Annotated in this window: 22 protein-coding genes and 2 pseudogenes; 11 read left to right on the forward strand and 13 right to left on the reverse strand. The window is 47.3% G+C overall.

Annotation, left to right across the window (positions count from 1 at the left end; genetic code table 11):
- Positions 1–5 precede the first annotated feature (5 nt).
- Positions 6–740 (forward strand): ABC transporter permease, encoded by a 735-nt coding sequence (locus WA407_RS01175; RefSeq protein ID WP_336076608.1) that lies wholly within the window; start codon positions 6–8, stop codon positions 738–740.
- A gap of 192 nt (positions 741–932) precedes the next feature.
- Here WA407_RS01175 and WA407_RS01180 read toward each other — a convergent pair whose 3' ends face one another.
- The 3 genes from WA407_RS01180 to WA407_RS01190 form a co-directional block, all read right to left on the reverse strand.
- Positions 933–4,523 carry a family 14 glycosylhydrolase gene (locus WA407_RS01180; RefSeq protein ID WP_061829510.1) on the reverse strand — a complete coding sequence of 1,197 codons (3,591 nt, stop codon included), beginning with the start codon at positions 4,521–4,523 and terminating at the stop codon, positions 933–935.
- Between the two features lie 307 nt (positions 4,524–4,830).
- Complete coding sequence (locus WA407_RS01185) at positions 4,831–6,999, reverse strand: alpha-glucuronidase family glycosyl hydrolase (protein WP_061829509.1); 2,169 nt, start codon at positions 6,997–6,999, stop codon at positions 4,831–4,833.
- Positions 7,000–7,034: 35 nt separating this feature from the next.
- On the reverse strand, positions 7,035–9,233 hold the full coding sequence (locus WA407_RS01190) for a glycoside hydrolase family 52 protein (RefSeq protein ID WP_061829508.1): 2,199 nt from the start codon (positions 9,231–9,233) through the stop codon (positions 7,035–7,037).
- 166 nt (positions 9,234–9,399) lie between these two features.
- On the opposite strand from WA407_RS01190, the gene WA407_RS01195 reads away from it, so the two are divergent.
- On the forward strand, positions 9,400–10,344 hold the full coding sequence (locus WA407_RS01195) for an AraC family transcriptional regulator (protein ID WP_336076609.1): 945 nt from the start codon (positions 9,400–9,402) through the stop codon (positions 10,342–10,344).
- A gap of 59 nt (positions 10,345–10,403) precedes the next feature.
- Positions 10,404–10,511 (forward strand): annotated as a pseudogene (locus WA407_RS01200) (SDR family oxidoreductase); the annotation flags it as partial.
- Between the two features lie 112 nt (positions 10,512–10,623).
- Here WA407_RS01200 and WA407_RS01205 read toward each other — a convergent pair.
- Complete coding sequence (locus WA407_RS01205) at positions 10,624–11,802, reverse strand: MFS transporter (protein ID WP_322171973.1); 1,179 nt, start codon at positions 11,800–11,802, stop codon at positions 10,624–10,626.
- A gap of 156 nt (positions 11,803–11,958) precedes the next feature.
- Here WA407_RS01205 and WA407_RS01210 point away from each other — a divergent pair, with 156 nt between their 5' ends.
- Entirely contained in the window at positions 11,959–12,402 is a 444-nt protein-coding gene (locus WA407_RS01210; RefSeq protein ID WP_023990936.1) for an Lrp/AsnC family transcriptional regulator, read from the forward strand.
- Here WA407_RS01210 and WA407_RS01215 read toward each other — a convergent pair.
- The gene (locus WA407_RS01215; RefSeq protein WP_336076610.1) at positions 12,388–13,569 is read right to left on the reverse strand and encodes a serine hydrolase domain-containing protein; all 1,182 of its coding nucleotides are present in this window, start codon (positions 13,567–13,569) and stop codon (positions 12,388–12,390) included. The two genes, WA407_RS01210 and WA407_RS01215, sit on opposite strands and share 15 nt — an antisense overlap.
- Before the next feature lie 255 nt (positions 13,570–13,824).
- Between WA407_RS01215 and WA407_RS01220 the strand changes: the two genes are divergently transcribed.
- The 3 genes from WA407_RS01220 to WA407_RS01230 all read left to right on the forward strand — a co-directional run bounded on the left by WA407_RS01220 (position 13,825) and on the right by WA407_RS01230 (position 15,313).
- Positions 13,825–14,016 (forward strand): hypothetical protein, encoded by a 192-nt coding sequence (locus WA407_RS01220; RefSeq protein ID WP_336076611.1) that lies wholly within the window; start codon positions 13,825–13,827, stop codon positions 14,014–14,016.
- Between the two features lie 521 nt (positions 14,017–14,537).
- Positions 14,538–14,711 (forward strand): hypothetical protein, encoded by a 174-nt coding sequence (locus WA407_RS01225; RefSeq protein WP_172828283.1) that lies wholly within the window; start codon positions 14,538–14,540, stop codon positions 14,709–14,711.
- Positions 14,708–15,313, forward strand: coding sequence for a zeta toxin family protein (locus WA407_RS01230; RefSeq protein WP_322158962.1), 606 nt, complete (start codon positions 14,708–14,710; stop codon positions 15,311–15,313). Before WA407_RS01225 ends, WA407_RS01230 begins: the two co-directional genes overlap by 4 nt.
- A 191-nt stretch (positions 15,314–15,504) precedes the next feature.
- Here the strand turns inward: WA407_RS01230 and WA407_RS01235 are convergent.
- The 5 genes and pseudogenes from WA407_RS01235 to WA407_RS01255 all read right to left on the reverse strand — a co-directional run bounded on the left by WA407_RS01235 (position 15,505) and on the right by WA407_RS01255 (position 19,050).
- Positions 15,505–16,408, reverse strand: a pseudogene (locus tag WA407_RS01235) (helix-turn-helix transcriptional regulator).
- Positions 16,409–16,539: 131 nt separating this feature from the next.
- Entirely contained in the window at positions 16,540–16,836 is a 297-nt protein-coding gene (locus tag WA407_RS01240) for a hypothetical protein (protein ID WP_250260121.1), read from the reverse strand.
- A 244-nt stretch (positions 16,837–17,080) separates the two neighbouring features.
- Positions 17,081–17,428, reverse strand: coding sequence for a KGG domain-containing protein (locus WA407_RS01245; RefSeq protein ID WP_061829502.1), 348 nt, complete (start codon positions 17,426–17,428; stop codon positions 17,081–17,083).
- A 123-nt stretch (positions 17,429–17,551) separates the two neighbouring features.
- Entirely contained in the window at positions 17,552–18,313 is a 762-nt protein-coding gene (locus WA407_RS01250; protein WP_336076612.1) for an ABC transporter permease, read from the reverse strand.
- Positions 18,310–19,050, reverse strand: a complete 741-nt coding sequence (locus WA407_RS01255; protein WP_336076613.1) for an ABC transporter ATP-binding protein — start codon at positions 19,048–19,050, stop codon at positions 18,310–18,312. Before WA407_RS01255 ends, WA407_RS01250 begins: the two co-directional genes overlap by 4 nt.
- A 247-nt stretch (positions 19,051–19,297) precedes the next feature.
- On the opposite strand from WA407_RS01255, the gene WA407_RS01260 reads away from it, so the two are divergent.
- From WA407_RS01260 to WA407_RS01275, 4 genes are all read left to right on the forward strand, one after another.
- A complete protein-coding gene (locus tag WA407_RS01260; RefSeq protein WP_336076614.1) occupies positions 19,298–19,897 on the forward strand; it encodes a TetR/AcrR family transcriptional regulator in 600 nt (199 codons plus the stop codon).
- Positions 19,898–19,997: 100 nt separating this feature from the next.
- Entirely contained in the window at positions 19,998–20,639 is a 642-nt protein-coding gene (locus WA407_RS01265; RefSeq protein WP_254328125.1) for an SDR family oxidoreductase, read from the forward strand.
- Positions 20,640–21,148: 509 nt separating this feature from the next.
- Positions 21,149–21,859, forward strand: coding sequence for an MBL fold metallo-hydrolase (locus tag WA407_RS01270; RefSeq protein ID WP_336076615.1), 711 nt, complete (start codon positions 21,149–21,151; stop codon positions 21,857–21,859).
- A gap of 99 nt (positions 21,860–21,958) precedes the next feature.
- Positions 21,959–23,764, forward strand: a complete 1,806-nt coding sequence (locus WA407_RS01275; RefSeq protein ID WP_336076616.1) for a glycosyltransferase 87 family protein — start codon at positions 21,959–21,961, stop codon at positions 23,762–23,764.
- A gap of 131 nt (positions 23,765–23,895) precedes the next feature.
- On the opposite strand, the gene WA407_RS01280 is transcribed toward WA407_RS01275, so the two are convergent.
- The 3 genes from WA407_RS01280 to WA407_RS01290 form a co-directional block, all read right to left on the reverse strand.
- Positions 23,896–24,600 (reverse strand): Crp/Fnr family transcriptional regulator, encoded by a 705-nt coding sequence (locus WA407_RS01280; protein ID WP_336076760.1) that lies wholly within the window; start codon positions 24,598–24,600, stop codon positions 23,896–23,898.
- Positions 24,601–24,661: 61 nt separating this feature from the next.
- On the reverse strand, positions 24,662–24,832 hold the full coding sequence (rd, locus tag WA407_RS01285) for a rubredoxin (RefSeq protein ID WP_007432984.1): 171 nt from the start codon (positions 24,830–24,832) through the stop codon (positions 24,662–24,664).
- Between the two features lie 2 nt (positions 24,833–24,834).
- Positions 24,835–26,028, reverse strand: coding sequence for an NAD(P)/FAD-dependent oxidoreductase (locus WA407_RS01290; protein ID WP_336076617.1), 1,194 nt, complete (start codon positions 26,026–26,028; stop codon positions 24,835–24,837).
- Positions 26,029–26,064: the final 36 nt, after the last annotated feature.

Here is a 26,064-nt window from a genome sequence, read left to right on the forward strand (position 1 = left end):
TTACTATGCTTGACCTGTTTAAAGCAGAGTGCTTGAAGCTGAAAGGAACTAAAATTGTTTGGTTGAGTGTAATGATTTTAGTATTAACCATTTTTTTAGAATTTTATAGTTACGCGGATAGTCCCAAGTATTCCATAGATCGTGATGGTTGGAATGACTACTTTATGAGTGTTGTTATTCTTATTAATTTTCTGACTGGGTATATGAGCTACTATATTTTGACCTGCTATATCTATGCGAGAGAGTATCAGGAGAAGACCCATATTGCACTGTTTACAAACCCGATTCGCCGGACTCGTATTTACTTCAGCAAACTACTCGTTATTTATATGTACATCGCTGTTAGCCTACTGATGGCATTTGTGCTATCTACAGTATTGGGTACGTTTATTACGACCAGACCGCTAACCTTTGAAATTGTTATGTATCAGCTTGGGGTATTTGCTAAGATGATTCTTATGCACGCTATGCTCATCCCGATCATCACGTTCTTTGCTATTCGCTGGAAAAAATTTGTACCCGCCATTATTGGGATGTGTACGGTTATGTGCTTAAATTTTGTTTTGATTAATACACCGGGGAATACCTTTTATCCATGGACAGTTCCGCTATTGTTTTCTCCCCATGGACAAATGGGCAGAACATTCACGTATGTTCCTGGAGGGGTCATCAGTATTTTCTTTATATTTGTGCTGGGACTTTTTTTAGCGTTGCGAAGTTATGTTCGTATAGAAAAATAAGTAGAGTATAACAAAAAGAAATAGACCGCCCTGGAGAGGGGAAACACGGTCTATCTCTAATAGCTAGCCCTTTTCAGCCGACCGCTCTTCAAAGCGGCTGTTGCCAAGAGTAGGGATGTTACAGCATCCTTGCTCTTTTTTTAGTATATCCTTCTACCATTTATTTTAGCACAATTGAATATTCGGTGTAACTTATTTGGTGAAAACTTTAACTTCCTTTGGAGCGAGAGTCACGGTGATCGAACCGTTGTTAATCTGAATGGAGTCGTTGCTCAGCTGGTTGGTCAGACGGGTACCGTTGGACAGATTGTCGAAGTTGCCAATCGTGCGAGTTTGACTGCTCCATGAGTTGTTGATAAGTACGATGGCCTCGTCGCCGTTTTTAGAGCGCTGGAAGCTGTAAAAGGAGTCGTCTACCCATTTTTCCTTTTGGCTCCCGTTTTGCAGGGCAGGGTGGCTGTTGCGCACAGAGTTCAGCTTAGCGATGTACTGATACAGATCATGATTGGCGTTAAACACAACGTTTTCCCGGTTAGCAGGATCATCTCCGCCACTAAAGCCTTGCTCGGTGCCTTGATAGATGATAGGAATCCCGCGTGAGGTCAAAGTAAAGCCTAAGGCAGTTTTGAGCTGTGGCCATTTGTCATAGTTAGCACCCGGCTTGCCGGAGGCGTCATTCAGGAAACGTTTTACATCATGATTGTCGATAAATACACCGTTGGTCTGGGCATCGCGATAGTAACGATCATCTGAGTAGCGCTCCTTGATTTTCCTCATAGATTGATCGTGTCCGAACACATCCTTGATTGTATAATACATCGGAAAATCTAATGCGGCATCGAGATATCGGGTGTAATCCCCCACATAAGCAGGGTCGCCATGGAAAATTTCACCCATGGTGAAGGTATTGGCGGCTTGGTCAAAATCCTTTAGAAAACCCTTCGGTACATGCTTGGCGGTATCCAACCGCAGTCCGTCAATGCCTGTCTCATTAAGCAGCCATTTGATCCAGTTTTTAAGCTCATTTGCGGTAGCGGGGTTTTCATGATTTAGGTCATCCAGTCCAGCCACATCACCGTTTTCAATTTTCCATTGGTTGTTGGAGTTGTAGTCTCCCCCTGTAATGTCGCCATTGTGATGATACCAATCTGCTTTGTCAAAGGGAGCCTTGGCGATGCCGTTCCCAGGTTGAAAATCGCCGGTGTGATTGGGAACTACGTCCAGCATAACAGCGATATTTTTGTCGTGTGCCTTACCAACCAGCTCTTTGAACTTGTCCATGGTACCGAGATGTCCGTCTACCGCATAAAAATCATACGTATGATAGCCGTGGTAAGCGTATTCGCTCTTTTGCATCGTTACTGGAGTAATCCAGATGGCGGTAAACCCCATATTTTTAATGTAGTCGAGTTGGTTAATAATACCTTGAAAATCGCCACCGTGCCACTTGCGCTGATCGCTGTTGTTGGAATTGAAGCCACCGTAGTTATCGTTGGATGTATCTCCGTTGCTGAAACGGTCTGTCATGATAAAATAAATGCTCTGTTTGCTCCAGTCTGTGCCAAGGGGAGTGGGCTTGGAGAGGGTATTCAGATCTATAGGAGTGAAGGCGCTCGAAAGCGCCTCCGTTTGAGCAGTTACTTCAACTCCGTTAACATTGGGTGTGTAGGTAGAAGTGCTTACGTTTAAGGATACACCCGAAAGTTTTTCTGTTTGGATAGGCCCTGCCACTTCGTTGAGGTCGGTTGCGTAGGTGGAAGTCACTACGCTGACGGCACTTCCTGAAGGTGCCCCCGTTCGGATAGATCCTGCAGCTCCGTTCAAGCCGGGTGTGTAGGTAGAAATTCCCGTGCTGAAAAGGTAATTTTTAGTATTGTTGCTGTCCCAGCTGTTATTGCCGTCGTTAAAAGCGGCTTCCAATTGGGGGGCAGAACCGATATCGACGGTAATTTTAGCATAGCCGCTAATTTCGTCTTCCTGCATTTTCACACCCGGTGCAGCAGTCCAGCTACCACCAGCCGGACGGTAGTGAATGTAAGGCGAGTTAAAGCCTTTTTTGTAGTATACCGTTACTTTGTTAGTTGTACCGCCGCCATCCCCGGGATTCACGCCCGCTGGAGCGCCTGAAGTGATCGTTCCTGCATTGCCACTATTACCGGGCGTGTACGTAGAAGTGCTCGTGCTGAAGGAGTAGTTTTTGGTGTTGTTGCTGTCCCAGTTGTTATTGCCGTCGTTAAAAGCGGCTTCCAATTGGGAGGCAGAACCGATATCGACGGTAATTTTGGCATAGCCGCTAATTTCGGCATCCTGCATTTTCACACCCGGTGCAGCAGTCCAGCTACCACCAGCCGGACGGTAGTGAATGTAAGGTGAGTTAAAGCCTTTTTTATAGTATATCGTTACTTTGTTGCCTGTACCGCCATTATTGTCAGACTTGGCTTTGCTGATGATATATTGTTTGAATCCACTCAACTCACCGGTTGGTGAGCCATCATTGTTGACGAGATTGTTGATGCGCAATAACGTAAACCCGTGATAACCGAACTTCGTGATTTTTTCCTCGATTTTTTGGAAGCCGCTGCCGCCTGTCGGGAGTGCATTTTCACCATTCAGGCGAACACCCTTGGCATTCGCGATGGAGGAGACGGTATCAACCAGGGTGGACGGCAACGAATAATTCGGTGCTGTGCCACTGTCACTCATCTCCAGGCAAGTAAATGTCAAGTCTAGATCGGCATCCTTGAATTTCTGAATGAGACGGTTGTAATCATAATATCCACCCGCTTGTTCTGTGCTGTGCGGCATGGCAGGATTGTTCATCTGCCAGTGCAGACCGGAAATCTTGGCTCCGATACGGACACCGAACACAGAATCGAAGTTTTTGTGTGCAGCTGCTCCGATGACGCCCAAATGCTTCTCAAGCACACTTTGGTACCACGACAGAAAATCCTTTCCATACGTGGAATTATATCCCCCATTCGTGTAAAATCCGTCCCCATCGGTCGGCGGATTGATTTGGCTAAGGCTACTCAGCTTGGTACCCCATGCTGCATTAATCTTGTCCATTGATCCGTACTTTTCATTCATGGCCGTGCGGAACGCACTTTTGGCTGTTTCAGTGTAGGCTTGGAATTTGCCCCGTGCAGGATAACTCCATCCCGCTGCCGGATAGTATGAAGGATATCGCAATTCTCCAGAGGGCCCACCACTTAAATAAATTTTGGGAATGATGCTTTTGTAGCTAGCAAAGGTTTGAGCAAATGAGGCATATAGCTCGTCATATTGTTTACCAGTCCCGCTCCATAATGGAGAGAGGGCTTCGTTATTGGCAAAACCGCTTTCGTCCTTGAACTGCATTTCATCTGCACTGCCCTTGCTCGACAGCCAGCTTGGCAGTGGGATGTTGCAGTCATCTCCCACATTTCCTCCACACTTATGCGTTGAGATGATAGGAACCCACTTCAGTCCCGCTTCTTTCACGGCATCTGCATAGGTCTTGTAGTAGCTCCAATCGAACTGGTTGTCTCCTGCGCTCTCCACATAGCCCCACCAGACGTCGGTAGTGATGGCATGCACGCCATTGTTTTTCAACGTTTGCAGTTGCTTTTTAAAGGAACCCCAGTCGTTAATTTTCGCCAGCGGTCCCATAACGGAAGCCTGAAAATCATCTGCAACCGCAGCGCTCGCCGTATTAGAGGGTGAGCCAATGAAGGCGGTCAGAGACAGCACAAGGCTTAGTAGAAGCATACACCCTTTTTTCCATAGACTTCGATACAAGGTCAAACCGATCATCCTCCCCAATGCATAGTCTAATTCGACAACATTTTGTAAACGTCTACAAAAATAGTATAAAGCAAGCGGTTGCATAAAAAGAAGAATTTATTGCACACTCAGAGTGGACAAATATGACATTTTACGTAAGCAACCGTGTGCTTAAAAGTTTCCAGGCAAAAAAATAAGGCATAGGTCTGAGTAAGACGCATGCCTTTTAATGATGTGTGGATAGACAATGCCAGTATAGGAGAAAGCGAATCTAGGCGTAGAGAAGCCTTGTTCCAGTCTGTATGAAAGTATTGCCGAGGCAGCTTGCTTAATAAATAGGGCGATCCTTCTGGTCGGCAATGCCGCTTTTACGGTAGAAATACGTATTGATCCGATCCCGCCATTCTTTGGCATGCTCAGTCTGATGCTCCAGCCGCTTCAGAACCTGTTCATACATGGCATCACTCAAATGCCCTCGTAGACTAACCCATGTGTCTCGGAGAAGGGTTGCACGTTCTGCACCTTCAAAGTGGGTATCATAAATGTGCTGTATGACAGTTTGGCCGGAGTGGAGCAAGTGTGTATAAGGAACATGGTGAAAGAATAAGAGCAGCTCATCCGGGCAGGTGTCCGTAGCTTCGTAGATATTAGTATTGGGAGAAAAATATTGTCCTGCATAGCCCGTTCCGGTTGCGGACGTGCGATCTACCCCGATCCCCCGGCAATCAGCAAAATGGTAGGTGCCCCACATAGAATATTCGTACCCGTCTACATCCGGCCCATAGTGGTGATCGGGACTGACCATCCAGCCGACCCCGAGAGGGGCGGTGTAGGATTCGTAGATATTCCATGAATCGAGCAGCATCTGCTTAATGCTAGAAATCAAATTTGTGTCGCCGTCGCTATTCCCTTGTCTGCCAAACGTCAGCCGAACCCACTCATCAGCGATTTCGTCTGCGGACAGGTCCGGGTCCCAAGCCAACCGACCATAGCCATAAAGATTGGATTGGGCGAGCAAATGTCCGGTCCAATTGGTGTCTGCACCGATATTGGATACAGCGGCTATTCCATAGTTGGTATGCTTGGGAGAATGCAAAGCGCCACTCACGATACGCTTGATGGTGGAGCCTTTTCCTCGGGCGTAGGTGTCAAAATCCAATACCTCCTTCCATTGCGGAACAAGGTAACATAGATGTTTCTGTTGGCCGGTGTACTCTTGTGCAATTTGAAATTCCAGCAGTACCTGAGTGGATTCTAGCGCACCGAACAGGGGGGAGACAGGCTCCCGCACCTGAAAATCCATGGGACCATTTTTGATCTGTAAAATGACATTTTCCCGAAACAGCCCATCCAGCGGTTTAAAATGGTCAAAGGCTGCGCGGGCCCGATCCGTCTTGCGATCGCGCCAGTCCTGCTTGCAGTTGTAGACAAAGCAGCGCCAAATCACGCGTCCGCCATAGGGCTGCAATGCATCTGCCAGCATATTGGCTCCATCGGCGTGATGGCGTCCGTAGCTGAACGGTCCAGGCCGATTTTCGGAATCGGCTTTGACCACAAAACCACCCAGATCAGGAACGGCGGCGTAAACTTCCTGGGCTTTGGTCTGCCACCATTCAGCTACAGCTGATTCTAAGGGATCGGCCGTGGTTAACCCGCCGAGCTGAATAGGACTGGCATAGTTAATGCTCAAGTAGATCTGTATGCCATAGGCGCGAAACACCGCAGCTACTTTAGCCACATCCGGTAGGAATCTATCTGTAATCAGCTCGGTTTCTACCTGATGGACATTCACATTGTTGATGGATAGTGCTTGAATGCCTACAGAAGCGAGCAGACGGGCGTAGTCTCGCAGGCGCTCCATATTTGTAGTAAAGGCATTATTGTCGTAGAAAATAGATCCGCCCGCATATCCACGTTCAACACTACCATCCATGTTATCCCAGTGGTTGATCATGCGGATGGGATTAACAGGGTTGGATAATTGGTCTAGAATGGGGGCGTGCAATGATTCGTTGGTGGGCTTCAACTTCCCATCTAGTCCTCCCTGCAGGTAGCGCAGCAGATGAAAGACTCCGTACAATACGCCTTTGGAGGTCTGCCCTGCGACTGTAACGTATTGTCCTTTGAACTCATCGTTACCATGCGAAGCTGAATATGCCGGATCTGGCATCTCTATCCCGCGAATTCGGTAGCCTTCTGCACCCACTTCTGCCTGTTCCTCTGCGCTGAATCGTTCTGCGACCAAAGGATGCGCTGGGAACGTACCCAGCGCAATGAATGGCGCATTCACAGGAACGGCGCTGATCTTCGGCTGCTGTCCAAACATGGAGGTCAATCCGTGCTGAAGCTCACTCGCAGCCGATTGAAGCACTTCATCTGTCTCATGGACCACGATGACCCTGCACCAAGCGGGCAGCTTTTCTACCTTACTATTGCGGCTGTAATGCAGCCAAGCCGCATAGCCGCTCTCTTTTGGCATATCCATAAGCTTGCTCATATTGGAGCCTCCTTTTGGGCAGGTGAAGATGATCCTCAGGCATGCTGTTCCTGATCCTGACTCATATGCTCAGGGAGAGTCAGACGGTTGCCGTTGCCTTCATACAGCCACAAAATAGCAGTAACTCCGCGTGGATAGTATTTGCTGCCGTGAGCAACACCGGACAGTATCTGATCGCTCCAGCACCAATAGGATTCTTCAGGGTGAAGGAGCCATGAGACGTGGGCAGCGTCTGCGGCCTGCCCAGCTTCTTCCCAAGGCAGTTCCAGCAGCTCGCGGGCAATAAACTGTGACAGATAGATTTTGCTCAGCCAGGAGTTGTTACTGGTCGAGGACAGCTTCCAGCCTCCGTCTTCAAACAGACAAACTCCCGGTACCAGCACAGTTTCCAAATGGCGCCGCAGTGCTTGGATATATCCACCGAACCGTCCATCAGGCTTAAGCGCAGCCTCACATCCTGTAAAGTAAGGGAAGATCAGCCCCTCAATGGCAGGAATAATCTGCGAGTCATTGCCTTCCTTAATAACTGCAGGAATATAGCCCTTGTCTGTCATATGTGCTGTGATTGCGGCTGCGCATTTGTCCGCCTGTAAGCCAGCCTCCTGTGAGAGGGAGTTAAGCCCTTTTGAGGCAAATATTTTTTCCAGTGCAACATATACCGCCCAGCATTTGCTGCCTAGATAAATGTTGTTGCGGGACTGACCCAGAGATACGTCCAGACTGTCGTAGGTTGTAATTTCTGCGCCTCCCCGGGTTCTAGAGCTGTCCAAGCCCATCAAGCCGTTTCGTTGTGCCGGGTCGGGGTGATCCCGCCGCAGCATGCTTTCGAAGCAGTCACACAAGACAGGCAGCATGCGTGTTGTAAATGACTGATCCTGTGTCTGCTCGATATATACCGTGGCGCAGCAAAGCCAGTTCACCAGCTCCTCATGGCTCATGTAAGAGAAGCAGTCGTCAATCCCTGCCAGCTCATAACAGGAGTATCCCTGCCGGGAGAACACGTTGGCCACGCCCATATCATGCGTAAACGTGATACCACCCGGATAGGTCTGTTCCTCTCCCGGAAAGCGTACCTCATCCCGATAGCTGTACCTTTGGACAAACCACTCCAGCTCGTTGCGCACCGTCCATGGATTTAAAATCAATTCATAGTAGAGCTGATCTGCCGTCAAATCGAGTGTATTCATCATCCGATACTCGCCTTCGTTCACAACCCAGATCGGTTCTCCGTCCGCTTGGTGACTAAGCAGTTGGGTGCTGCCGTAGTAGCTGTGGATCGCCTGAGCGAGCATGAATTCCTGATCCGGGCTCAGGTTGGCCGACTCCATCCAGCGATTAGCCTGAACACAGGCTGCGGTGAGGTCTGTAAAATGCTTCAATGCATAGCTCCCCACGTCTTCAATATCCTTGAACAGCCGGGTATAGTAATACGATGCTTCGATGCCTGTCGTTACGATGCCGCCGCGATAGAAGCATATGGCGAAGGTATACGTGCGCTTCTCACCTGCGGGAACGTCCATCAGAAGCGCACCCGTCACGCCTAGGCCAAAGGATAAATTCTCGGCCATGGTCTCCCCAAGCAGCTTCTCCATTGCAAATCCGCTGGCAGGTACTGCTTCGCTGCTGTTGGTCACAATGGCTGTGCTGCGCCCTTGGCCGATGCCTGTGAGTCTTCCCTCCAATGGGGTAGAATCCGTAGTGTCCCTGCGCGGATCTTCTCCTATAATGCGTATGCCGCTATACGGATCACTGCCCTGATAGCCGAAAAAAGCTTTTCGTGCTGCAGTTCCTTGCGTGTTATCGACGGTTAGCTCAGCGAATACCGCCGGAACCAACGCTGCTCGCAGCTCATCCATACCCGCGGTTCCCGGCTCGGGCACCGGGCGAACAGGAGAGTACAGTCGGAACGTCAAATCACCAGCCTGCCATGTATCCGTTCCTGCTTTTAGCTCACGGGTAATGTCTGAATCGGCAAAGGCCATAAGCTGTGGTTCCGTTCGTTTACCCTTTTTCTCCACGTCGTAGCGGGCACTTTCATCCTGTGTGGATGCAAAAAAGGGAAGCGCCTCGTATGATCCGCCATCTCTGGATTGCAGCCCGATATATACATTTTCGTCGGCAGGCTTGCCCAGTTCCAAACCAAGTCCGCCGCGATTGCCCTTAAACCCAAGCGTAAAGCTGGAAAAAGAACCGATCGGTGCATGCTGTGTGTTATAAAATATATTTTTCGACATATAATGAAACCCCTTTCATAGTAAGGTTTAACTTTGACTAACTTCACTTAGAGCCTAGCATGTCATGTGGCGGGGAACCATTGTCAAATCGCGCAACTATTTATCCAAATCGCGCGGAAAGCGATATACTGGAGTATATCCATGTAAGTAAGCCGGGAGGGAAAACATGTCGTCACCACGTTTACCGAAGCAACCTCATCATCCAGACCTTGCAGCTGCCGGAGAGGAGTTCTTTTTTCCTGATGTGCGGACCACAGTCAATTTGTTTGCCATTCATACACGAAGTGTCGGAAGAGAGTGGAGCTATCCGCCACACGAGCATCCTCAATATGAAATTAACATCGTGCTTGCGGGAGAACAGATCATGGTTGTGGATGGTTGCAGCTATACCCAGCGACAGGGTGATCTGGTGCTGCTGCGCCCGGGCATTGTCCATTCGAGCCATAGTAACGGAGAAGGATTTACGTATTTTTGCATGCATTTCGACATTGATGATAAGCTGTTTCTCTCGCTCCTGAGTCGTCTGGAGCAGGTGATGTTTCCAGCTGAAGGCACAGTGGCAGGTCAGATGGGACCAGCGTTGAGCAAGCTGCTTGATCTTTCAACGCCAGAAGACATAGGAATAGGTAGTGATTCGGTGGCAAAGCGTATGCGAATTCAATCTGCTGTGTTTGAACTGTTCGCAACATTGTGGGAGGCTGTATCCAGTGAAGCGGCCCATCTGCCGGGGCGTGGATATGTGCAGGCAGAGCTTGCCCATCAGATTGCCAGTCGTCTTCAGGGCAGAGTAAATCAGCCTTATGGACAGGCCGGATCGGTGGAAAAACAGGATGGGATCGAGGGGATTTCATCCGAGCTAGGTATTAGCGTGTCCCATTGTAATCGTGTATTCCGTAGCGTTTTCGGCGTATCTCCCCGTGTATATCTATCTGAGCTTGTGCTGCATGAGGCCAAGTTGCTGTTAGCTGACCCGCAATGGTCGGTGCAACAAATTGCCGATATGCTCGGCTATGGGGATATTGCGCATTTTAGCAGACAGTTCAAGCGCTGGTCGGGCCAATCGCCGACATCCTATCGCAAAAGCACGGTACAGGAAAGCCCATACGAATAAAAATGAGTATGTCTTAAAAATAGTTACGATATAATCCTTATAAAGGAGCTGACAATAATATGCATTTACATAATCAACGTGTCGTCGTGATTGGCGGCAGTGCAGGTATAGGGCTGGCAACAGCCATAGAAGCAGCAAAGCAAGGGGCAAGCATCGTGATCGCTGGGCATGATCTAATCCGACAGGCAGGAATCAATCTTTAAACAAAAATCGGTTCAACACCATACAAAGTGTTGAACCGGTTTTTTATGATAACAGGCTTGGCCCTCTTGCAACTCTTTAGCTTTGCACATCTAATCCTTTATATTTTCGCATAATACTTGGATAAATCAACTTAGATCCGATGCATACCATCGCCAGCATGGCGAACAGCAAACCGCTCCATAACGTCCCATAGATCCCCGCTCTGGCAATAAACCACCCCCCTGCCAGCGAGCCCAGTGAGACCCCTAGGTTAATAAACGAGATATAAAGACTGTTGGCAAACGCGGGAGCTTCTTTGGCCTCATCAATCACCCAAATCTGGGCGACAATCAGCCCGCTGGTATGAACGGCCCCCCACACGATAATGATGAAGAGCGTAGGGATAAATGAAGAACTGATCCCGTACAACAACAAATAGGTGCCCCCCAAGACTACTGGATGAAAAAGAGCGGTCCGTACCTTATGCAAGCCCATGAGCTTGCCAGCCAACAGATTGCCGAGCATTCCGCCGATGCCGAAAATAATAAGCAGAAAACTGATAACCTTGCTGCTCATCCCTGTATTTTGCCCCAAATATTCGGCAGAATAGCTATACACCGAGAACATGGCTGCAAAAATAAAAGTAGCCGCCCCGATATTGAGCCATAGCGATACTTTACGCAAAATGCCAAGCTGCTTCCGATAGGAGAACATTTCGGCTTGCGGTGTATCCGGCAGCATAAATAAAATACCGATCCCTGCAAGCCCATTCGCTACCGCAGTAAACCAGAAGGAGGCCTCGTATGAAAATTGATTGGCGATATAGGCTGTAATTGGAATACCGAGTACCATTCCCATGCTCGTGCCGAGAAAGGCCTTGGCGGAAGCTTGCGTTGCTTTTTCCGGGGGATACAACGCAGTGGCAGCGACAAAGGCAAGCGAGAAATACACCGGGTGAAACAGAGCCGGAATGATACGTAAAATCACTAGTAGATAAAAGTTGGATGTATAGGCTGACAGCAAGCTTGTTATGGCAAAAACAAACAACGACATTGTCATGATTCGCTTGCGGTTAAACCTGGACATCAATAGCACCATGAAGGGACCGAACAGCGCGATGATCAATGCAAATGAACTGACAAGAAACCCGGCCTGAGCTGCCGTAATATGAAAACGTTCAATGATGACCGGCAAAATGCCAACCACACCGAACTCAATCGTGTATACACCAAATAGGCCAAGCGCAATGAAAAGCAGGGGCTTACTATATTTCATTGGTTTCATTCCCTTTCCACGTCTTCCTGCTTTACGTCCTTGATTTTGCATGCTAATATTTCATTAAATCATAAAATAATAAGGCAATATTCGAAATAATACATAATAATAATTGTGTTTTTGTAATATTACCTTGAACTTAAGGAGGATGGTTTGATGGATCAAGTGGATCATAAAATTTTGTTGTGTCTACAAAACCAGGCGCGTATCTCCATGACCGAGCTGGGTAAGGAGGTTGGGCTTTCCCAGCCTGCCGTAACGGAAAGAGTGCGGCGCATGGAGGATAAAGGTATTATCACCGGGTATCGTGCCATAGTTTCACATGAGAAAGTCGGAAAGCCGATCATGGCTCACGTGCTCGTGCACACGAATCAATGCAATTCATTTGTTGAGTTTTGCCAATCTGCACCTGAAGTCATTGAGTGCCATAGAATCAGCGGCGAGCAAAATTACTTACTGAAAGTCATGGTTGAGTCTATGCTCAAGCTGGAGCAGTTCGGGGATGAGTGTGGAAAGCACGGGCACTCTACCACGTTAATTGTCCTGTCCTCGCCTGTAGACCATAAACATGTAACCCCCACTTTATTAGATCCTATTTGAGCTACCGTAAATGGCTTGGCAAAGCTCGGTTGTAAACGGACCTGACATCCCTTCGAATGCTGTATTGGTAAAGGCGACCACACTAAGTCTTAGTGCGGGATCAACGAACCACGAATGACCGTAAGCTCCTCCGAGACGCCACGTTCCGGGTGATTCTGCTGTTCCACTTTCGTCGGGATTTTGGAGTACGGTGAATCCTAGTCCAAAGCCCCGCCCCGGCCAGCCTGCCAAGGGGAGGTTCCCGGTCTGGATGGTGCCCATTTCACGGACCCATTCCTCTGAAAGTAACGGATTGCCGCCGTTTCGCAGTGTTTCCAGTAGCCGCATAAAATCTTTTGCGCTGCCAATCATACCAGAGCCACCAGAGTGGAAAGCCGAGGGATCAAAGGCTCGTGCAGGCTGAAAACGAAGTCCTGCGGTGCCTTCAAAAACCTGCGCAACCTCAAGCTCACGCATCCGCCGGGGTTCTGATATATCGTTGACATAAGGAGCCGCAAGCCGTCCAGCATCCGCGATCGCAAAACTGGTGTCGTGCATACCGAGAGGTTCGGTAACGAGCTTTTTAACAGCTGCATCAAGGGTTGTGCCACATACACGGCTAATGATAGCGCCGAGCACATCAGTAGCAATCGAATATCCCCACGCTTTACCCGGTGTATATAACAGTGGCACAGAAGCCAAACGTTGCAAGTTCTCTTCCAGCGTAAGATTTGAGAAATCCATGCCATCTGATACGCCTGCACGATGATAGGGACCGCCGCCTTCTTCCTCTAAAAAGCCATAGGTCAACCCGGCAGTATGGGTCAGCAATTGGCGTATTGTAATGGAGGGCTGCTCACCACTGATTAATCGGGGGCGAAAGTCGGGCAACCAGCGTTCAATAGATTCATCGAGTTTAATCAATCCTTGGGCTGCCAAAACCAAAGCCGCAGTAGATACAATCGGTTTGGATACAGAAGAAAGCCGAAATAAAGCATCCTCATGCATAGGACGTTGTTCTTCTCGATCAGCCAGCCCCGCTGCTCGGACATACACGGGTGAACCGTCCATATATATCATGACGACTGCGCCGACTAGGCGCTTCTCGGCAAGGGTTTGATCTATAACTGCATTTACACGTCCGTCCAGACCAGCTTGTATCGCAAAAACTCTATTATCCAAACCCATAAATATCTCATCCTCTCTATGATCCAGCGGTTACCGCTTGATGGAACTTAGTTTACAGGATGGGAAGACGACATTACATAAGGTAACAAAGGTATTCAGCGAGTATTTACGTTAAAATAAAATTATATGGAAAGAATGGCCTTGGATTTAAATGAATGGGGTTTTACAAGAAGTTATGCTGCGTTTTACAGTGCCTTTTTAAGTTGAGATACGTTGAAAATAGGTGGTAAAATTTACAACAAAGGGGGTTATTTATTGAGGATTGTATCGCGTAATAAGTTGGCTTGCTTGGTTGTCTTAGGAGGGATTTTGACCGTAATTGCTACAGGTTTTGGAGGAGGTAAGGAATCTTATAAACTTCCCGATAAGCCCAAAGAGGCTGCTGTCTCGACATTTTCAGAATATATGAACGCTTCTATACTACAGAACGGTCGAGTACGAGCCTGACAAAGTAGACGACAATTTAGAAGGTGATTTCAAGTGACTTTAATTTTTTAATTTTCTAATCAAACGGTCCAAAGCGTATCCAATGAGATACCAGAAAATTAGTGTAGTGAAGTAAACAATAGTTATGGGGATGTCTGCCTCTCGCACAAATCGAAATGATTCATACATCCAAACTAGCGGGCTAATGATAGCCAATAGCATGTTATAGTCGTCGTACCCTGTAATATTGATAGTAATAACTAGACATGAGATTAGGACTAGCCAAAAACGAAAAGATTTCATTGCCTGTACCTCCGCAATTGTATTTGTTATTATAGACGAATAAAAAAAACTGAAGGTAGCATTTATTCCAAATTTATTTATTAAAATGTATTAAAAAGACAATATTTCGATCCTATTTACTTGTCACGATTTTTAGCCGTGCGGTATTCGTATGGATTTGAGTGACGCTGGATTCTTTCAGACTTTTCGATTTATGATATACTCTCGATATATGATTTGGATGGGATGGTGATGGCTGAATGAATCGTACACACGACCTAGGCAAGTTAATCAAACTAACTGGAGATAGAGCAAAACTGGACGCTAAAGCAAATGGCACATATATTGTCTACAAAACGTCGGATGGTCAATTTGTTAAAGAGTACAGTAATGGTCAAGTCGAACGAATTAAAGAGCAGGATATTTTATCATGAGTGAGCCGTTTGCTACTATGTTTGTGTTCGCAGGAAACAATGGAAGTGGTAAGAGTACAATTCGTAATCTAATCGTTGATAAACTTGGTGTAAGTGTTAATATCGATCCAGATGCGTTAGCGCGAGGGATTGATCGTAAAAACCCTGATCGATACAAAGTATCGGCAGGAAAGGAAGCGATTAAGCTAGCACGGGATTGTATAAGAAATAAACGAGATTTTACCGTAGAGACGACACTTGCTGGTGGCAATGTGATTCGACAAATGCGAGTGGCAAAAGAAAATGGCTTTGAAGTTATCATGTTTTATGTGGGCCTTGGTGATTATCGTCTTAATATCGAGCGAGTTGCTGCACGAGTTCGAAATGGGGGCCACCACATTGATACCGCTGATATTATAAGACGGCATCAGACCTCACTAGACAATCTGCTCTTACATCTTAAACTTATCGATCATTTAATTGTCATTGACAACAGCAGCTCAGATGGCGTGATTGTATTGGAATCAGATAGTGAAACGATAAAACATCATGTGGCCTTGTTACCGGATTGGGTTAAAATCATTGATAGTTACTTGCAAAATAAAAATACTGATCAAGAATAAACCGACAACTGTATGATTCAGGGATCGGTTTATTCTGTATTTACATCGTATTATGACCACAATGTCAATTCGATGTGTATTGCATCTCAAGATGGAACCCGTTAGTAATAAACTGTTATTATTTTTCAACAGACTTTAGCAAGACGATGAACAGCATCCTGATCGTAGCGGCTTCTTGGGATTCTTTTTCTCTACACTTTTTTCACTGGACGTAACACTGCGTATCCGTATCTTTCTGGGAAATGCCGCTGATAATCTTGCTTTGTTTCCTCATCCCATTCATACCCTAGGCTGCTAGGGTCAAAGTTCCAAGCCTTCTCCTCCACCATTCTCATAACGTCTCCGTTGTTTTTTTAAATAATTGAAGGGTGGGTGAAAAAACACCAGGTAATCTGATTCGGGGATGTCCCGACACTTCATTCCTGCGGGAATCTCTCCATTGTAGTCAGCGGCGACCGGTATTCCATAGAGGTAGCCTTTCTGACCATCTTGATAGAACCAGCCCGCAGTTTGGCCCAATTGTTCGGGAAGCTTGAGATGAGACATGCTTTCCAATGTTCCGCAAATTTCATCACAATTGTGACCGTTTCTCCAGAAATCACCGTAGTTTCGAGAAGAAGTATCCCAGATTTCAATAAATTTGTGTGCTGGTATATGCTCGATTTTGACTTCAGCTTCTTGCAAATGATCCTTAACCATCTTATCCCGCTCCTTCAAATGGTAATGATAAGGAGAGAACACCTCAACGCGAATGGTCAGCGGAATAGGTCGGGGCTCCTTTTGGTATACAGCCGGAGTTACCTCAAACGCTTTTACAAATGCCCGTGTAAAAGCCTCTTGTGAAGAAAACCCATACTTTATGGCAACATCGAGGATGCGGACATTGCTATCCCGGAGTTCCAGTGCAGCACGGCTAATCCGGCGCATCCACACATAATCCCTTAACGTCATTCCTGTAAGAGAATGAAACTGTTTTGTACAGTAGTAAGGGGAGTAGCCTAACTGACTGGACATTCTCAGCAACGAAGGTGCTGAAGTAAGATTATTATCAATCCAATCGATCATGAGCTGCACCATTTCGTTCCATTCGTACACGAGGGTTCCCTCCTTTCGACTCCATCTTAACAGTCGGAATGCAGGAATATTTGATTTGAGTTGCATGCACTCTTTTGTATCCATGAAGCTTTAACCAAGGGCTGTGTTAGTCCCTTGTTGTCTTGTTCTGTTTACTCCTCTACATAACGGATATATGGGTGTTGAAAGTACCTTTGATCAGACACGAAATAATATTGTTTGCCTATAACCAGAGGAGGGATCACAGACTTTGGGGAAATATATAATTCTTTATATTCACCTCCGCTAGAAGCATCTCTCTGTATGACCAAGTAATCATCTGTAGTTTTAACTAATTTAGCGGTTTCTGCCGAGTGATGACCTGAATAATAATAAATCCAGCTGAAAATCAGTAAAAAAAATATAATTCTTAGAATAGTTGCAGCCGTTTTATTCTTTGTAATCAACATTCGCGCAAACCTCCTATAATCCATTCTTTCATTTGTAATAAAATATGTATGATTGGTTATTTAACCTGTTTATGTATATTGTAAGGCGTATGATCGGTTGACGAAAGTAACTTTCACACAAAAAGCCTATCTGCCGTTGTTCCGGCAGATAGGCTTTTATAACATAAACGTCCACTATACTTCATGTTTATATGCAGTCTGTGCCTCTACATTGCAATTGCACCGACCACATACTCCCTATTTGTCAGTTATCTCTACGCTGACGTGCGCGGGCTTCGCCGCCTTTACGGCCAGCTTCTTCCCTGCTCATTTTCCCGTCGCTATCACTTTGGTCTGAGTTGCCACGGGCTTCGCCGCCCTTGCGTCCGATTTCTTGATAGAATTCCTTGTCATGGTTTTTGGAAGTGGCTTCGCCGCCTTTTTCACCAATTTCCTGGTAGAAGTCCTTGCCATGACTTTTGGAAGTGGCTTCGCCACCTTTTTCGCCAATCTCTTGATAAAATTCTTTGTCGTGATTTTTAGCAGTAGCTTCTCCACCTAAACGTCCTGCCTCTTCGCGACTCATTTTGCCATTTTGGTTGTTGTTAGCCATGTTCAATCACTCCTCATCGAATTTTAGTAAAGCGGGTACGTGTATCTATTAACCTCTGTGTCAGGAATTAAACATGTCTCTTTTATTTTGCGAAATCATAGATAACTGGGGATATTCACCTGATTAGCGTTCCCATGCTTCTGTGTGCAGTTGTTGCTGGCGGTTAAATAATGCCGGATAAATGAACAGGCTGAGCAGCACGCTGGTCAAAATAGCAGAGGTCATGGTGGTAAATACGATGAGCAATTGCAAACGCACGGCGGCAATCGGATTGGCACCTGCGATGATTTGTCCGGTCATCATGCCGGGCAGCTGGACAAGCCCCAGCGTTTTCTGCCCCTCAATGGTTGGAATCATACTGGAACGTATGCAATCCTTGAGTATAGGGAAGATGGCTTGTCTAGGCGTGCCGCCTAACGCCAGAATGAGCATGATTTCAGGCTTGCGCAGCAGGACTTCCGACTTGAGCCGGGACACCAGCAGGCTGGACAAAATCATAGAACTGCCAATGATCATGCCGCTAATCGGAATCATATACCGGGCTGTCGGAGGAATGATATGCAGGCCAATGAGGAATGTCTGTGTAACGATTTCCACACACAGCAGCGTCAGGAATGATTTCCACATGAGACCGGGGATAAATCGTCCTTTGCGCGCAACATTTTGTGAGGCTACGGTAATCATGAGCAGAATGAATAATACGATAAATCCGTAGCTTTGCATCCCAAAAATCAAATGCAATACATATCCAATCGCCAGCAGTTGAACAGACGCTCTGATCGTGGCGATGATCATGTCTCGGTCCAGACCGAGTTTGAAGGATTTGGACATGACGATGGCGATAAATACAAAACCGAGAGAGAGAATCAAGGCAACAATCGTCATACCCATTCTCCCGCTACAAACCTGCGGGTCTCACTATGCTGTGGAGCATCAAAAAACGTCTCCGTATCCGCTTGTTCTATCAGTCTTCCGTCGATCATCAGCCATGTTTCGTGGCCTACCCTGCGGGCTTGTTCCATATGATGCGTAATCCAGATCATCGTTGTTCCCTCTTCTTTGTTCATTTGCAGCAACAGTTCCTCAACCTCTTTGACCGAGGCAGGGTCCAGTGCAGAAGTAATCTCATCCAGCAGTAAAATATCCGGGCGGTTCGCAAGCGTTCGCGCCAAGGCCAAGCGCTGTCTTTGTCCGCCGGACAGTTCCTGCGCCTTTTGTTCCAACAGGTCGCGAGTAAGTCCTACGCGTTCCAACAGGCCGGCAGGATCATCCAGCACTGTACCGTGCAGCCGTTCTACGGTTTGGAGATTGTATAGGACCGTTCCCTGAAGCATGGGGGCATCCTGAAAAACTAATGCTACTTTCCGTCTCAGTTCAGGGATCTCCCACTCCGATATAGGTTTGCCGAGGACATGGATGTCTCCTTCATCCGGTGTCATTAGGAGGTTGCACAGTGAAAGCAACGTGCTTTTACCAGACCCCGATGGACCGACCAACGTGGTGATTTTGCCGGGGGAGACTTTTGCCGTAATCCCGTTCAGAACAGCACGTTGCTGTCCAGACCCGGTGAAATATTTGATAATGTGATTGAATTCAATAGCTGGAAGTGGCTTGGGTTCCATAGATATAGCTAGCTCCTTTGTAAGGGATCGAGAAAGGGATCAGATCCGTTCCGTTTATGATCTTATTTTTTTATTATATCAATAATGAACGCCATGCTCTTCTATAAAGGTTCGATGCAGGTCGGCTGTTGTAAATGGCATTTTCTTTGTATAAACTAACAGGATTAGTTAAAATAGAATCTGGATCGACTCAGTATATGCATAAGGAACCGGATTACATAGAAATTCGATGGAAGGAGACAGGATGATGTCGCCTAGAAACGGAGTAAAACTGCAAGATATCCTGCGGGCTGCCGAGGATATTGCCAATGAACACGGGATGGGGGATGTCACGCTCACCACGCTAGCGCAAAAGCTGCACATTCGCCCTCCGTCCTTGTATAACCACGTGAACGGATTGAACGGACTGCGCCAAGTACTGGCATTGCACAGCCTCGAACAGTTGGAGGAAGCTTTGATGAGCGCAGCGGTTGGTAGAGCGGGCGAAGATGCGCTGACCGCTATGGGGAAGGCGTATATGCGGTATGCTCGCGAGCGACCAGGTTTGTATGAAGCGATGCTGTATGCAACTGACCGAAATGATACCGAAATGAGGCAGGCTGCGGATCGCGTGGCTGAGCTGGTCATTACCGTCCTGTCCAGTGGTTATGGCTTTAAGGAAGAAGATTGCATTCATGCAGCGAGGGGATTCCGTAGTCTGCTTCATGGATTCGCCTCGCTTGAACAAAAGGGCGGCTTTGGTTTACCTGTGGAAGTGGATCGGAGTATTGAGGTGATGATGGCTACCTTTTTGGCAGGTCTGGGTGTGCGGCAAAAGCGAGATGCCGAGCTTACCAAAGAAGTCTGATTTCAACCTGATGCAGCTAACATGATTGCGTCGCAGACCCGAAGGGTAAAATACATCTGTATAATGTAGATGAGAGACTGCGAATACAGGAGGGGTATGAGTGAACGTACTGGTGATTGGCGCAAATGGAAAAGTAGGCAGACATCTTGTTCGCCTACTGGGGCAAAATAAATCGCATCGCGTAAAGGCGTTGATCCGCCATTCGGATCAGGCCGAAGCGCTTGAACGTTTGGGAGCAGAAACGGTGGTAGCTGACCTCGAAGGGACGGTTGGTGATATTGCCGCAGCTATAAAAGGCAGCGATGCTGTCGTATTCACAGCAGGCTCCGGTGGAAAAACAGGAGCGGATAAAACGCTGCTTATCGACCTGGATGGAGCGGTCAAGGCGATGGAAGCCGCCGAACAAGCGGGTATCCAGCGCTTCGTTATGGTCAGCGCCCTTCATGCAGAGAATCGGGAGCAGTGGCCTGAATCCATTAAACCGTATTATGTGGCGAAGCATTACGCTGACCGCCTGTTGGAAGCGAGCAACCTGGACTACACGATTCTTCGTCCGGGTGGCCTGACGGATGATGTGGGCACCGGAAAAGTTGCTACCGGTGAGGAGCTCACCAGTCACACCATTTCTCGTGAAGATGTGGCGGCAGCGGTGGTAGCAGCGCTGGAGGAACAGCAGACGTATCATCGTGCAATTAATCTGGTGTCTGGCAGTACGCCTATTGCTGAGGCAATCCGGCTGTAATTACGGATGAAGTTGTTGCCCAAAGGACGCTTATAAATGACAAAAAAGCGAGAAGACGGCCACAATGGTCATCTTCTCGCTTTAATAACTTTACAGCTTGGTTGGATCTATTTCTTTTGGGAATGTTTCTTCAAAGTTGTCTTTTTTCTCGTATAAGTTGTACCAAGTTTCTGTAATGATATCTGGATTTACTACCTATTTATTCCAATATCATACATGAGGCTGGTTATTTATGGGCATCTGGAATTACTCTGTTTGATAAAGAGGAAATAGCCAAGAAGGCTTCGTTATTAATAACAGGAGGAAAAGATTAATTCTTGTTTTGAGAGGCATCCCCGGGGGCAGAGTCCCGGGGATGCTTTTTGCTGTTTTCTCAGTACGACCGTCCCCGTAGCAGTTCCAAGCTCCAACTCCAGCTGAATAGCAGCAAAAGTATTTGCTTAAAACTAATTATATTATTTATAATACTAATATAATTAGTTTATAATTAAGTCAAGGAGATGAGATAAATGCGTATTGTTCAGGTGCAGCATGTGTATCAATTGACGTTTATGCCCCGGCTGTTCCCGGTGAACTGTTATTTGGTGGAGGAGATAGAGGGGCTCACCTTGGTAGATGCCGGATTGCCATACAGTACCCGTGGTATAGAGCAGGCTGCGGCGCAGATCGGGCAGCCGATTATTCGAATTGTACTTACCCATGCCCATGGGGATCATGTGGGTGCGTTGGATAAGCTCAAGGCAAGGTATCCTGACGCGCAAGTGTTCATTTCAAGGCGGGACGCACCGCTGCTACAGGGCGATGTATCGTTGGAGGCAGGAGAACCGGATACTCCTATTCGAGGCGATGTACCGAAGCATATCCTTACCCAGCCTGACGTTTTACTGGAGGATGGGGATCATGTAGGTTCGCTGTTGGCGATCAGTGCACCGGGACATACGCCGGGCTCGATGGCATTTTTGGATACTCGTACCCGTGCGCTAATTGCAGGCGACGCCTTTCAGACCCGAGGTGGTATAGCGGTATCGGGAAGGCTTAAGCCGCTGTTTCCTTTTCCGGCACTGGCTACCTGGAACAAGGGAATTTCGCTGAAAAGCGCCAAAAAGCTGGCGAGTTTCAATCCATCTTTATTAGCTGTCGGTCACGGCAACATGCTGAAGCATCCACAATCTCAGCTGGAAAGGGCGATTATGGAGATGGAACGACAATCTTCAGTGTGATGATTTCGTATTCAGCCAACATTCAGCCAGAACTCACAAAGTCCTAAGCTAAGACAGATACAATATGGGAAAATAGAAACAGAGAGAGGTGCATCGGGTTTGAACGTTTGGAAAGCGAACGGTCTGAAATATATACTTCTATGTAGTCTCATATTGTGTGCTGTCGCTAGTGTCGTTTCGTTATGGAGTTATTCAGGTAGTTCTGCGTCCCAGTCTGCGGCTGTTAGGCAGGGACCATCCGGCGGGTTTGGGGGAGGAGGCGGACCTGGCGGAGGTATGAGGGGGACGGATTCGGCGAATAGCGCTGACAGCAAGAATCAGGGGACGACAGACCAAACTACCAACTCCTCCACTGAGGGGACATCGACATCGGGTGACAAAGGTACAACGACCGGGAATGATACGTCTGTATCGGGCGGCAGTGGTGTTGCCAGAGACGGACAGCACAGAGGCCCCGGTGGCATGTCTGGTAACGGATCTGGCATGGGCGGTCCTGGCGGTGGTATGGGTGGTGGAAGAAGTGGGAACTCCTCATCTGCTTATGCTACTCCGCTGGCGATTTTCGCCGCTTTGTTCTTCGGTGCGTTCGTGTTTATTGCGTATCGGTTTCGGGCTCGTGAATGGAAGCTCGGGGAACGTAATCGAGGACTGATGTTGTGGACTGTGCTGGGTGTGGGTTTCTTTTTAAGAATGGCGATCGCCCCATGGATTTCGGGTCACATGGATTTAATGCTATTCCGGAACTGGGCTACGACAGCAGCGGATAGCTTATCGGGCTTTTACACGAACGGATCAAGTGATTATCCGCCGTTCTATATTTATATTTTATATGTGATCGGTCAAATCGGCTCTACGGATGCTTTCAGTCCCTATATGTCCGTGCTGCTGCGGCTTCCCAATATATTAGCCGATATCGTGACAGCGTACATGCTGTACCGGTTGGCGAGCAAACGGGTCGGCTATGGAATAAGCCTTGGATTGGCTATATTCTACGTGTTTAACCCGGCGGTGTTTATCAATTCGACCTTCTGGGGACAGGTAGATTCTTTCTTTACGATGCTGATTGTGGGCATGATTGTGCTGCTTGTGGAAAACCGGGTCGGCTGGTCCGCCGTATTGTTTACGGTAGCCGTATTGATGAAGCCGCAGGGAATTATTTATGGGCCTGTTCTGTTTTTTGAGCTGTTGAGACAACGTAAAATACAGCCTTGGCTGTTGTCCATTGGCGGTGCCGTTGTGACGACCATTCTGGTCATATTGCCATTTTCGTGGGGGCAAGAGCCGTTATGGCTACTTGACCTATACAAGGGAACGGTCGGCGAGTATCCGTATGCTTCGGTGAACGCGTATAACTTTTTTGCATTGATCGGTGGCAATTATACGCAGGACACTACAACATTGTTCCTGTTCAGTTACCATACATGGGGTATGATCTGCATTGTGTTGGTGACTCTATTTACATGGTGGATGTATATCCGCAGTCGCAAACCACAATTTGCAGCAGCAGCTGCGCTGGTGCTCATTGCAGGTGTATTTACCTTCGCTTCCAGCATGCATGAACGGTACTTGTTCCCTGCGGCCGCGTTAGCTGTACTGGCGTATCTGTATTTACGAGACCGCAGATTTTTGTGGCTTGCGGGTGGATTCAGTCTTACGATTTTCCTGAACACCTTTGATATTTTCTATAGCTCCAACTCTCGGGATCAATACGGTATTATTTTGTGTGTGACATCATTGTTGAATGTGTTGTTGTTTGGGTATTTGGTCAAAGTAGTGTGGGATTGCTCCAAATCGGCCACGATTGAGACTGCCCCTTCCACAGACAGAGTTTCGCCAGAACTTCCTTCAGCGCAGCCTGCATGGGGAGCGTCTTCCCAAGGTGTGAACACGACAATTGATAGTTAGTGGAGTATAAAATATGCTAAAAAACCGCCTTTTAGCGAAATGGAAGTGGTTGATAGATCAACTGCAATCCATAAGTTAAAGAAGCGGTTTTTTGTTGTCCTCATGTTAGAGTAACATTGTATCTATGTGTCTCAATCCATATATTCGTTCAGTTTCTGTACATCGCAGATGGTAATCTCTCTTGCACCCTTGCTATGAATAATCCCCAGCTGTTCAAATTTTCCGAATTTGCGACTGATGGTTTCGCGGGTGACACCCACATAATTAGCCATTTCCTCGCGTGAAAGGGGGAGGTTTATTTTAATGTAGGAACCATCCGGCTTGCCGTATTTATGTCCAAGCTCAAGAATCATATAGGCGATGCGGATTTCCGGGTCTTTGGTAGCTAGGCTTTGAGCCAGGTTTTCGGTATGTGCCAAGCGTTTAGTAATGGTTTTGAGCAGCTTCAAAGAGATATCGGGATTGTTGCGGATCAACTGCTCCATATCATCCTTGGTGAGCATACAAATATCAGTATCTTTTAAGGCATACGCACTAAAGTTACTCAGCTCATCGCTGTTAAATATGTTCAACTCGCCAAAAAAATCGCCAGTTGTCAGAATGTGCAGAATTTGCTCCTTGCCCTGAGGCGTCATCTTCAGCAGCTTGACATGCCCGCTTTTAATAATGTACAGCGTATCGGATGCTTGTTCCTCGATAATCAGGGCTTCACCCTTCTGATATTTTCGGTGTCGGATCATGGAGCTGACCTTACACAAATCTTCGCAGGACAAAGAGGAAAAGATAGGCACTTTGCGGGCACAGGGCTCCTTTTCGCACTGGCAGGGACAGGACATCTCATTCACATTCATTCACTCCATTCATAAACCGGAAACTACAGGTTATAGCGCATGGTTGTTATTCTGTATCATCTATTGGGGCAAAATGACTTTGATCCTCACCGCAGACGGGACAAACCCAGTCTTCTGGAAGATCCTCAAACGCTGTACCAGGCATAACGTCTTCATCGGGGTCACCGATAGCAGGATCATAAATGTATCCACAGGGCTGACAAACATATTTTTTCATCTCTAGTTCTCCTTGTCATTCAAAATTTTTGTAAGCTCTGGTGCGTCCGGTTTGAGTCCCTGCATGATGGCTGTTTTGTATGGTAGTGAAGCAAGGGCATCTCCAAAGCCAATCACGCCGCAGATAGAGCCGTTTTGTATGAACATACGTGTATAAGAAGCTCGACTTTTAATAATCAGGCTGGTGTCGCAGACTTGTTCATCTACCAGACCGATGGAAAAGAGAGGAGATTCATAGCAGTTTGAAAGGGTTACAGGGAGGGGACGCTGATAGCTGACGGATGCGCCCGCCATATTAGCGCCTGCTATTTTTCCCTGCTCCATTGCGCTTTCCCATAACCCATCTACTTTACTTTGAAATTCGGCTGCATCACCTGCTGCATAGATATTGGCGGAGCTGGTCTCCATCTGTGCATTCACCAGAATGCCTTGTCCAATATCAAGGCCGATTTGGCGAGCAAGCTCCGTATTCGGTACAATTCCGATAGAGTACACGACATGCTCGCAAGGGATAACAGAGCCGTCCTGTAGTTCCACACCTTCTACGTGATCTGTGCCTTTAATACGTTTTACGCCTTGCCCAAGGTGGATCTGAGTACCCCGTTCGGTCATTTGATCGGTCAAAATAGCGGAGGCCTTTTCATCTAGCTGGCGGGGCATAAGCCGATGCGAAGCTTCCAGTATGGTTACAGCATACCCGGCTTGCTGGAAGGACCAGGCGGTTTCCACGCCTTGAATACCGCCGCCGATGATACATATCCGGTCTCCCTGTCGCAATTCTGCTTTAAGGCTATCTGCATCTTGTCGAAAACGGATATTGTGAACGTTCCTTAGAGAAGCCCCATCCAGCACAAGCTTACGGTTGTGAGCTCCTGTACACAGCAGCAGCTTGTCATAAGCAACGGTTTGTCCATCTATTGTTTTGATAGTACAATCCTCTGGATGTATCTCGGTTATCTTGATGCCGGAATACACATGAATTCGTTGATTGGCAAACCATTTTTCCTTTTTGATCAGGATTTTGTCACTGTGCAAATCAGTAAATAGTCCCTTGGAAAGTTTGACTCTGTTATACGGAAAGGATGCTTCCTCCCCGTAAATAGAAATTTCGGCCAGCTCATCATGATCTCTAATCGCTTTTGCCGCGTTGACGGCGGCGACACTGCCTCCGATAATAACGTAATGTTGGTTACCCATTCAGTATCTCTCCTATTCGCTATACGCTACTGTGTT

The sequence above is a fragment of the Paenibacillus sp. 203 genome (assembly GCF_037027525.1).
GTDB lineage: Bacteria > Bacillota > Bacilli > Paenibacillales > Paenibacillaceae > Paenibacillus > Paenibacillus polymyxa_B.

Excerpts from the sequence above, each read along its gene's own strand:
- WA407_RS01175 (WP_336076608.1), top strand. The coding sequence starts at position 6 with ATGCTTGACCTGTTTAAAGCAGAGTGCTTGAAGCTGAAAGGAACTAAA.
- WA407_RS01185 (WP_061829509.1), bottom strand. The coding sequence starts at position 6,999 with ATGAGCAAGCTTATGGATATGCCAAAAGAGAGCGGCTATGCGGCTTGG.
- WA407_RS01190 (WP_061829508.1), bottom strand. The coding sequence starts at position 9,233 with ATGTCGAAAAATATATTTTATAACACACAGCATGCACCGATCGGTTCT.
- WA407_RS01195 (WP_336076609.1), top strand. The coding sequence starts at position 9,400 with ATGTCGTCACCACGTTTACCGAAGCAACCTCATCATCCAGACCTTGCA.
- WA407_RS01205 (WP_322171973.1), bottom strand. The coding sequence starts at position 11,802 with ATGAAATATAGTAAGCCCCTGCTTTTCATTGCGCTTGGCCTATTTGGT.
- WA407_RS01210 (WP_023990936.1), top strand. The coding sequence starts at position 11,959 with ATGGATCAAGTGGATCATAAAATTTTGTTGTGTCTACAAAACCAGGCG.
- WA407_RS01215 (WP_336076610.1), bottom strand. The coding sequence starts at position 13,569 with ATGGGTTTGGATAATAGAGTTTTTGCGATACAAGCTGGTCTGGACGGA.
- WA407_RS01225 (WP_172828283.1), top strand. The coding sequence starts at position 14,538 with ATGAATCGTACACACGACCTAGGCAAGTTAATCAAACTAACTGGAGAT.
- WA407_RS01230 (WP_322158962.1), top strand. The coding sequence starts at position 14,708 with ATGAGTGAGCCGTTTGCTACTATGTTTGTGTTCGCAGGAAACAATGGA.
- WA407_RS01240 (WP_250260121.1), bottom strand. The coding sequence starts at position 16,836 with ATGTTGATTACAAAGAATAAAACGGCTGCAACTATTCTAAGAATTATA.
- WA407_RS01245 (WP_061829502.1), bottom strand. The coding sequence starts at position 17,428 with ATGGCTAACAACAACCAAAATGGCAAAATGAGTCGCGAAGAGGCAGGA.
- WA407_RS01250 (WP_336076612.1), bottom strand. The coding sequence starts at position 18,313 with ATGACGATTGTTGCCTTGATTCTCTCTCTCGGTTTTGTATTTATCGCC.
- WA407_RS01255 (WP_336076613.1), bottom strand. The coding sequence starts at position 19,050 with ATGGAACCCAAGCCACTTCCAGCTATTGAATTCAATCACATTATCAAA.
- WA407_RS01260 (WP_336076614.1), top strand. The coding sequence starts at position 19,298 with ATGTCGCCTAGAAACGGAGTAAAACTGCAAGATATCCTGCGGGCTGCC.
- WA407_RS01270 (WP_336076615.1), top strand. The coding sequence starts at position 21,149 with ATGCGTATTGTTCAGGTGCAGCATGTGTATCAATTGACGTTTATGCCC.
- WA407_RS01280 (WP_336076760.1), bottom strand. The coding sequence starts at position 24,600 with ATGTCCTGTCCCTGCCAGTGCGAAAAGGAGCCCTGTGCCCGCAAAGTG.
- rd (WP_007432984.1), bottom strand. The coding sequence starts at position 24,832 with ATGAAAAAATATGTTTGTCAGCCCTGTGGATACATTTATGATCCTGCT.
- WA407_RS01290 (WP_336076617.1), bottom strand. The coding sequence starts at position 26,028 with ATGGGTAACCAACATTACGTTATTATCGGAGGCAGTGTCGCCGCCGTC.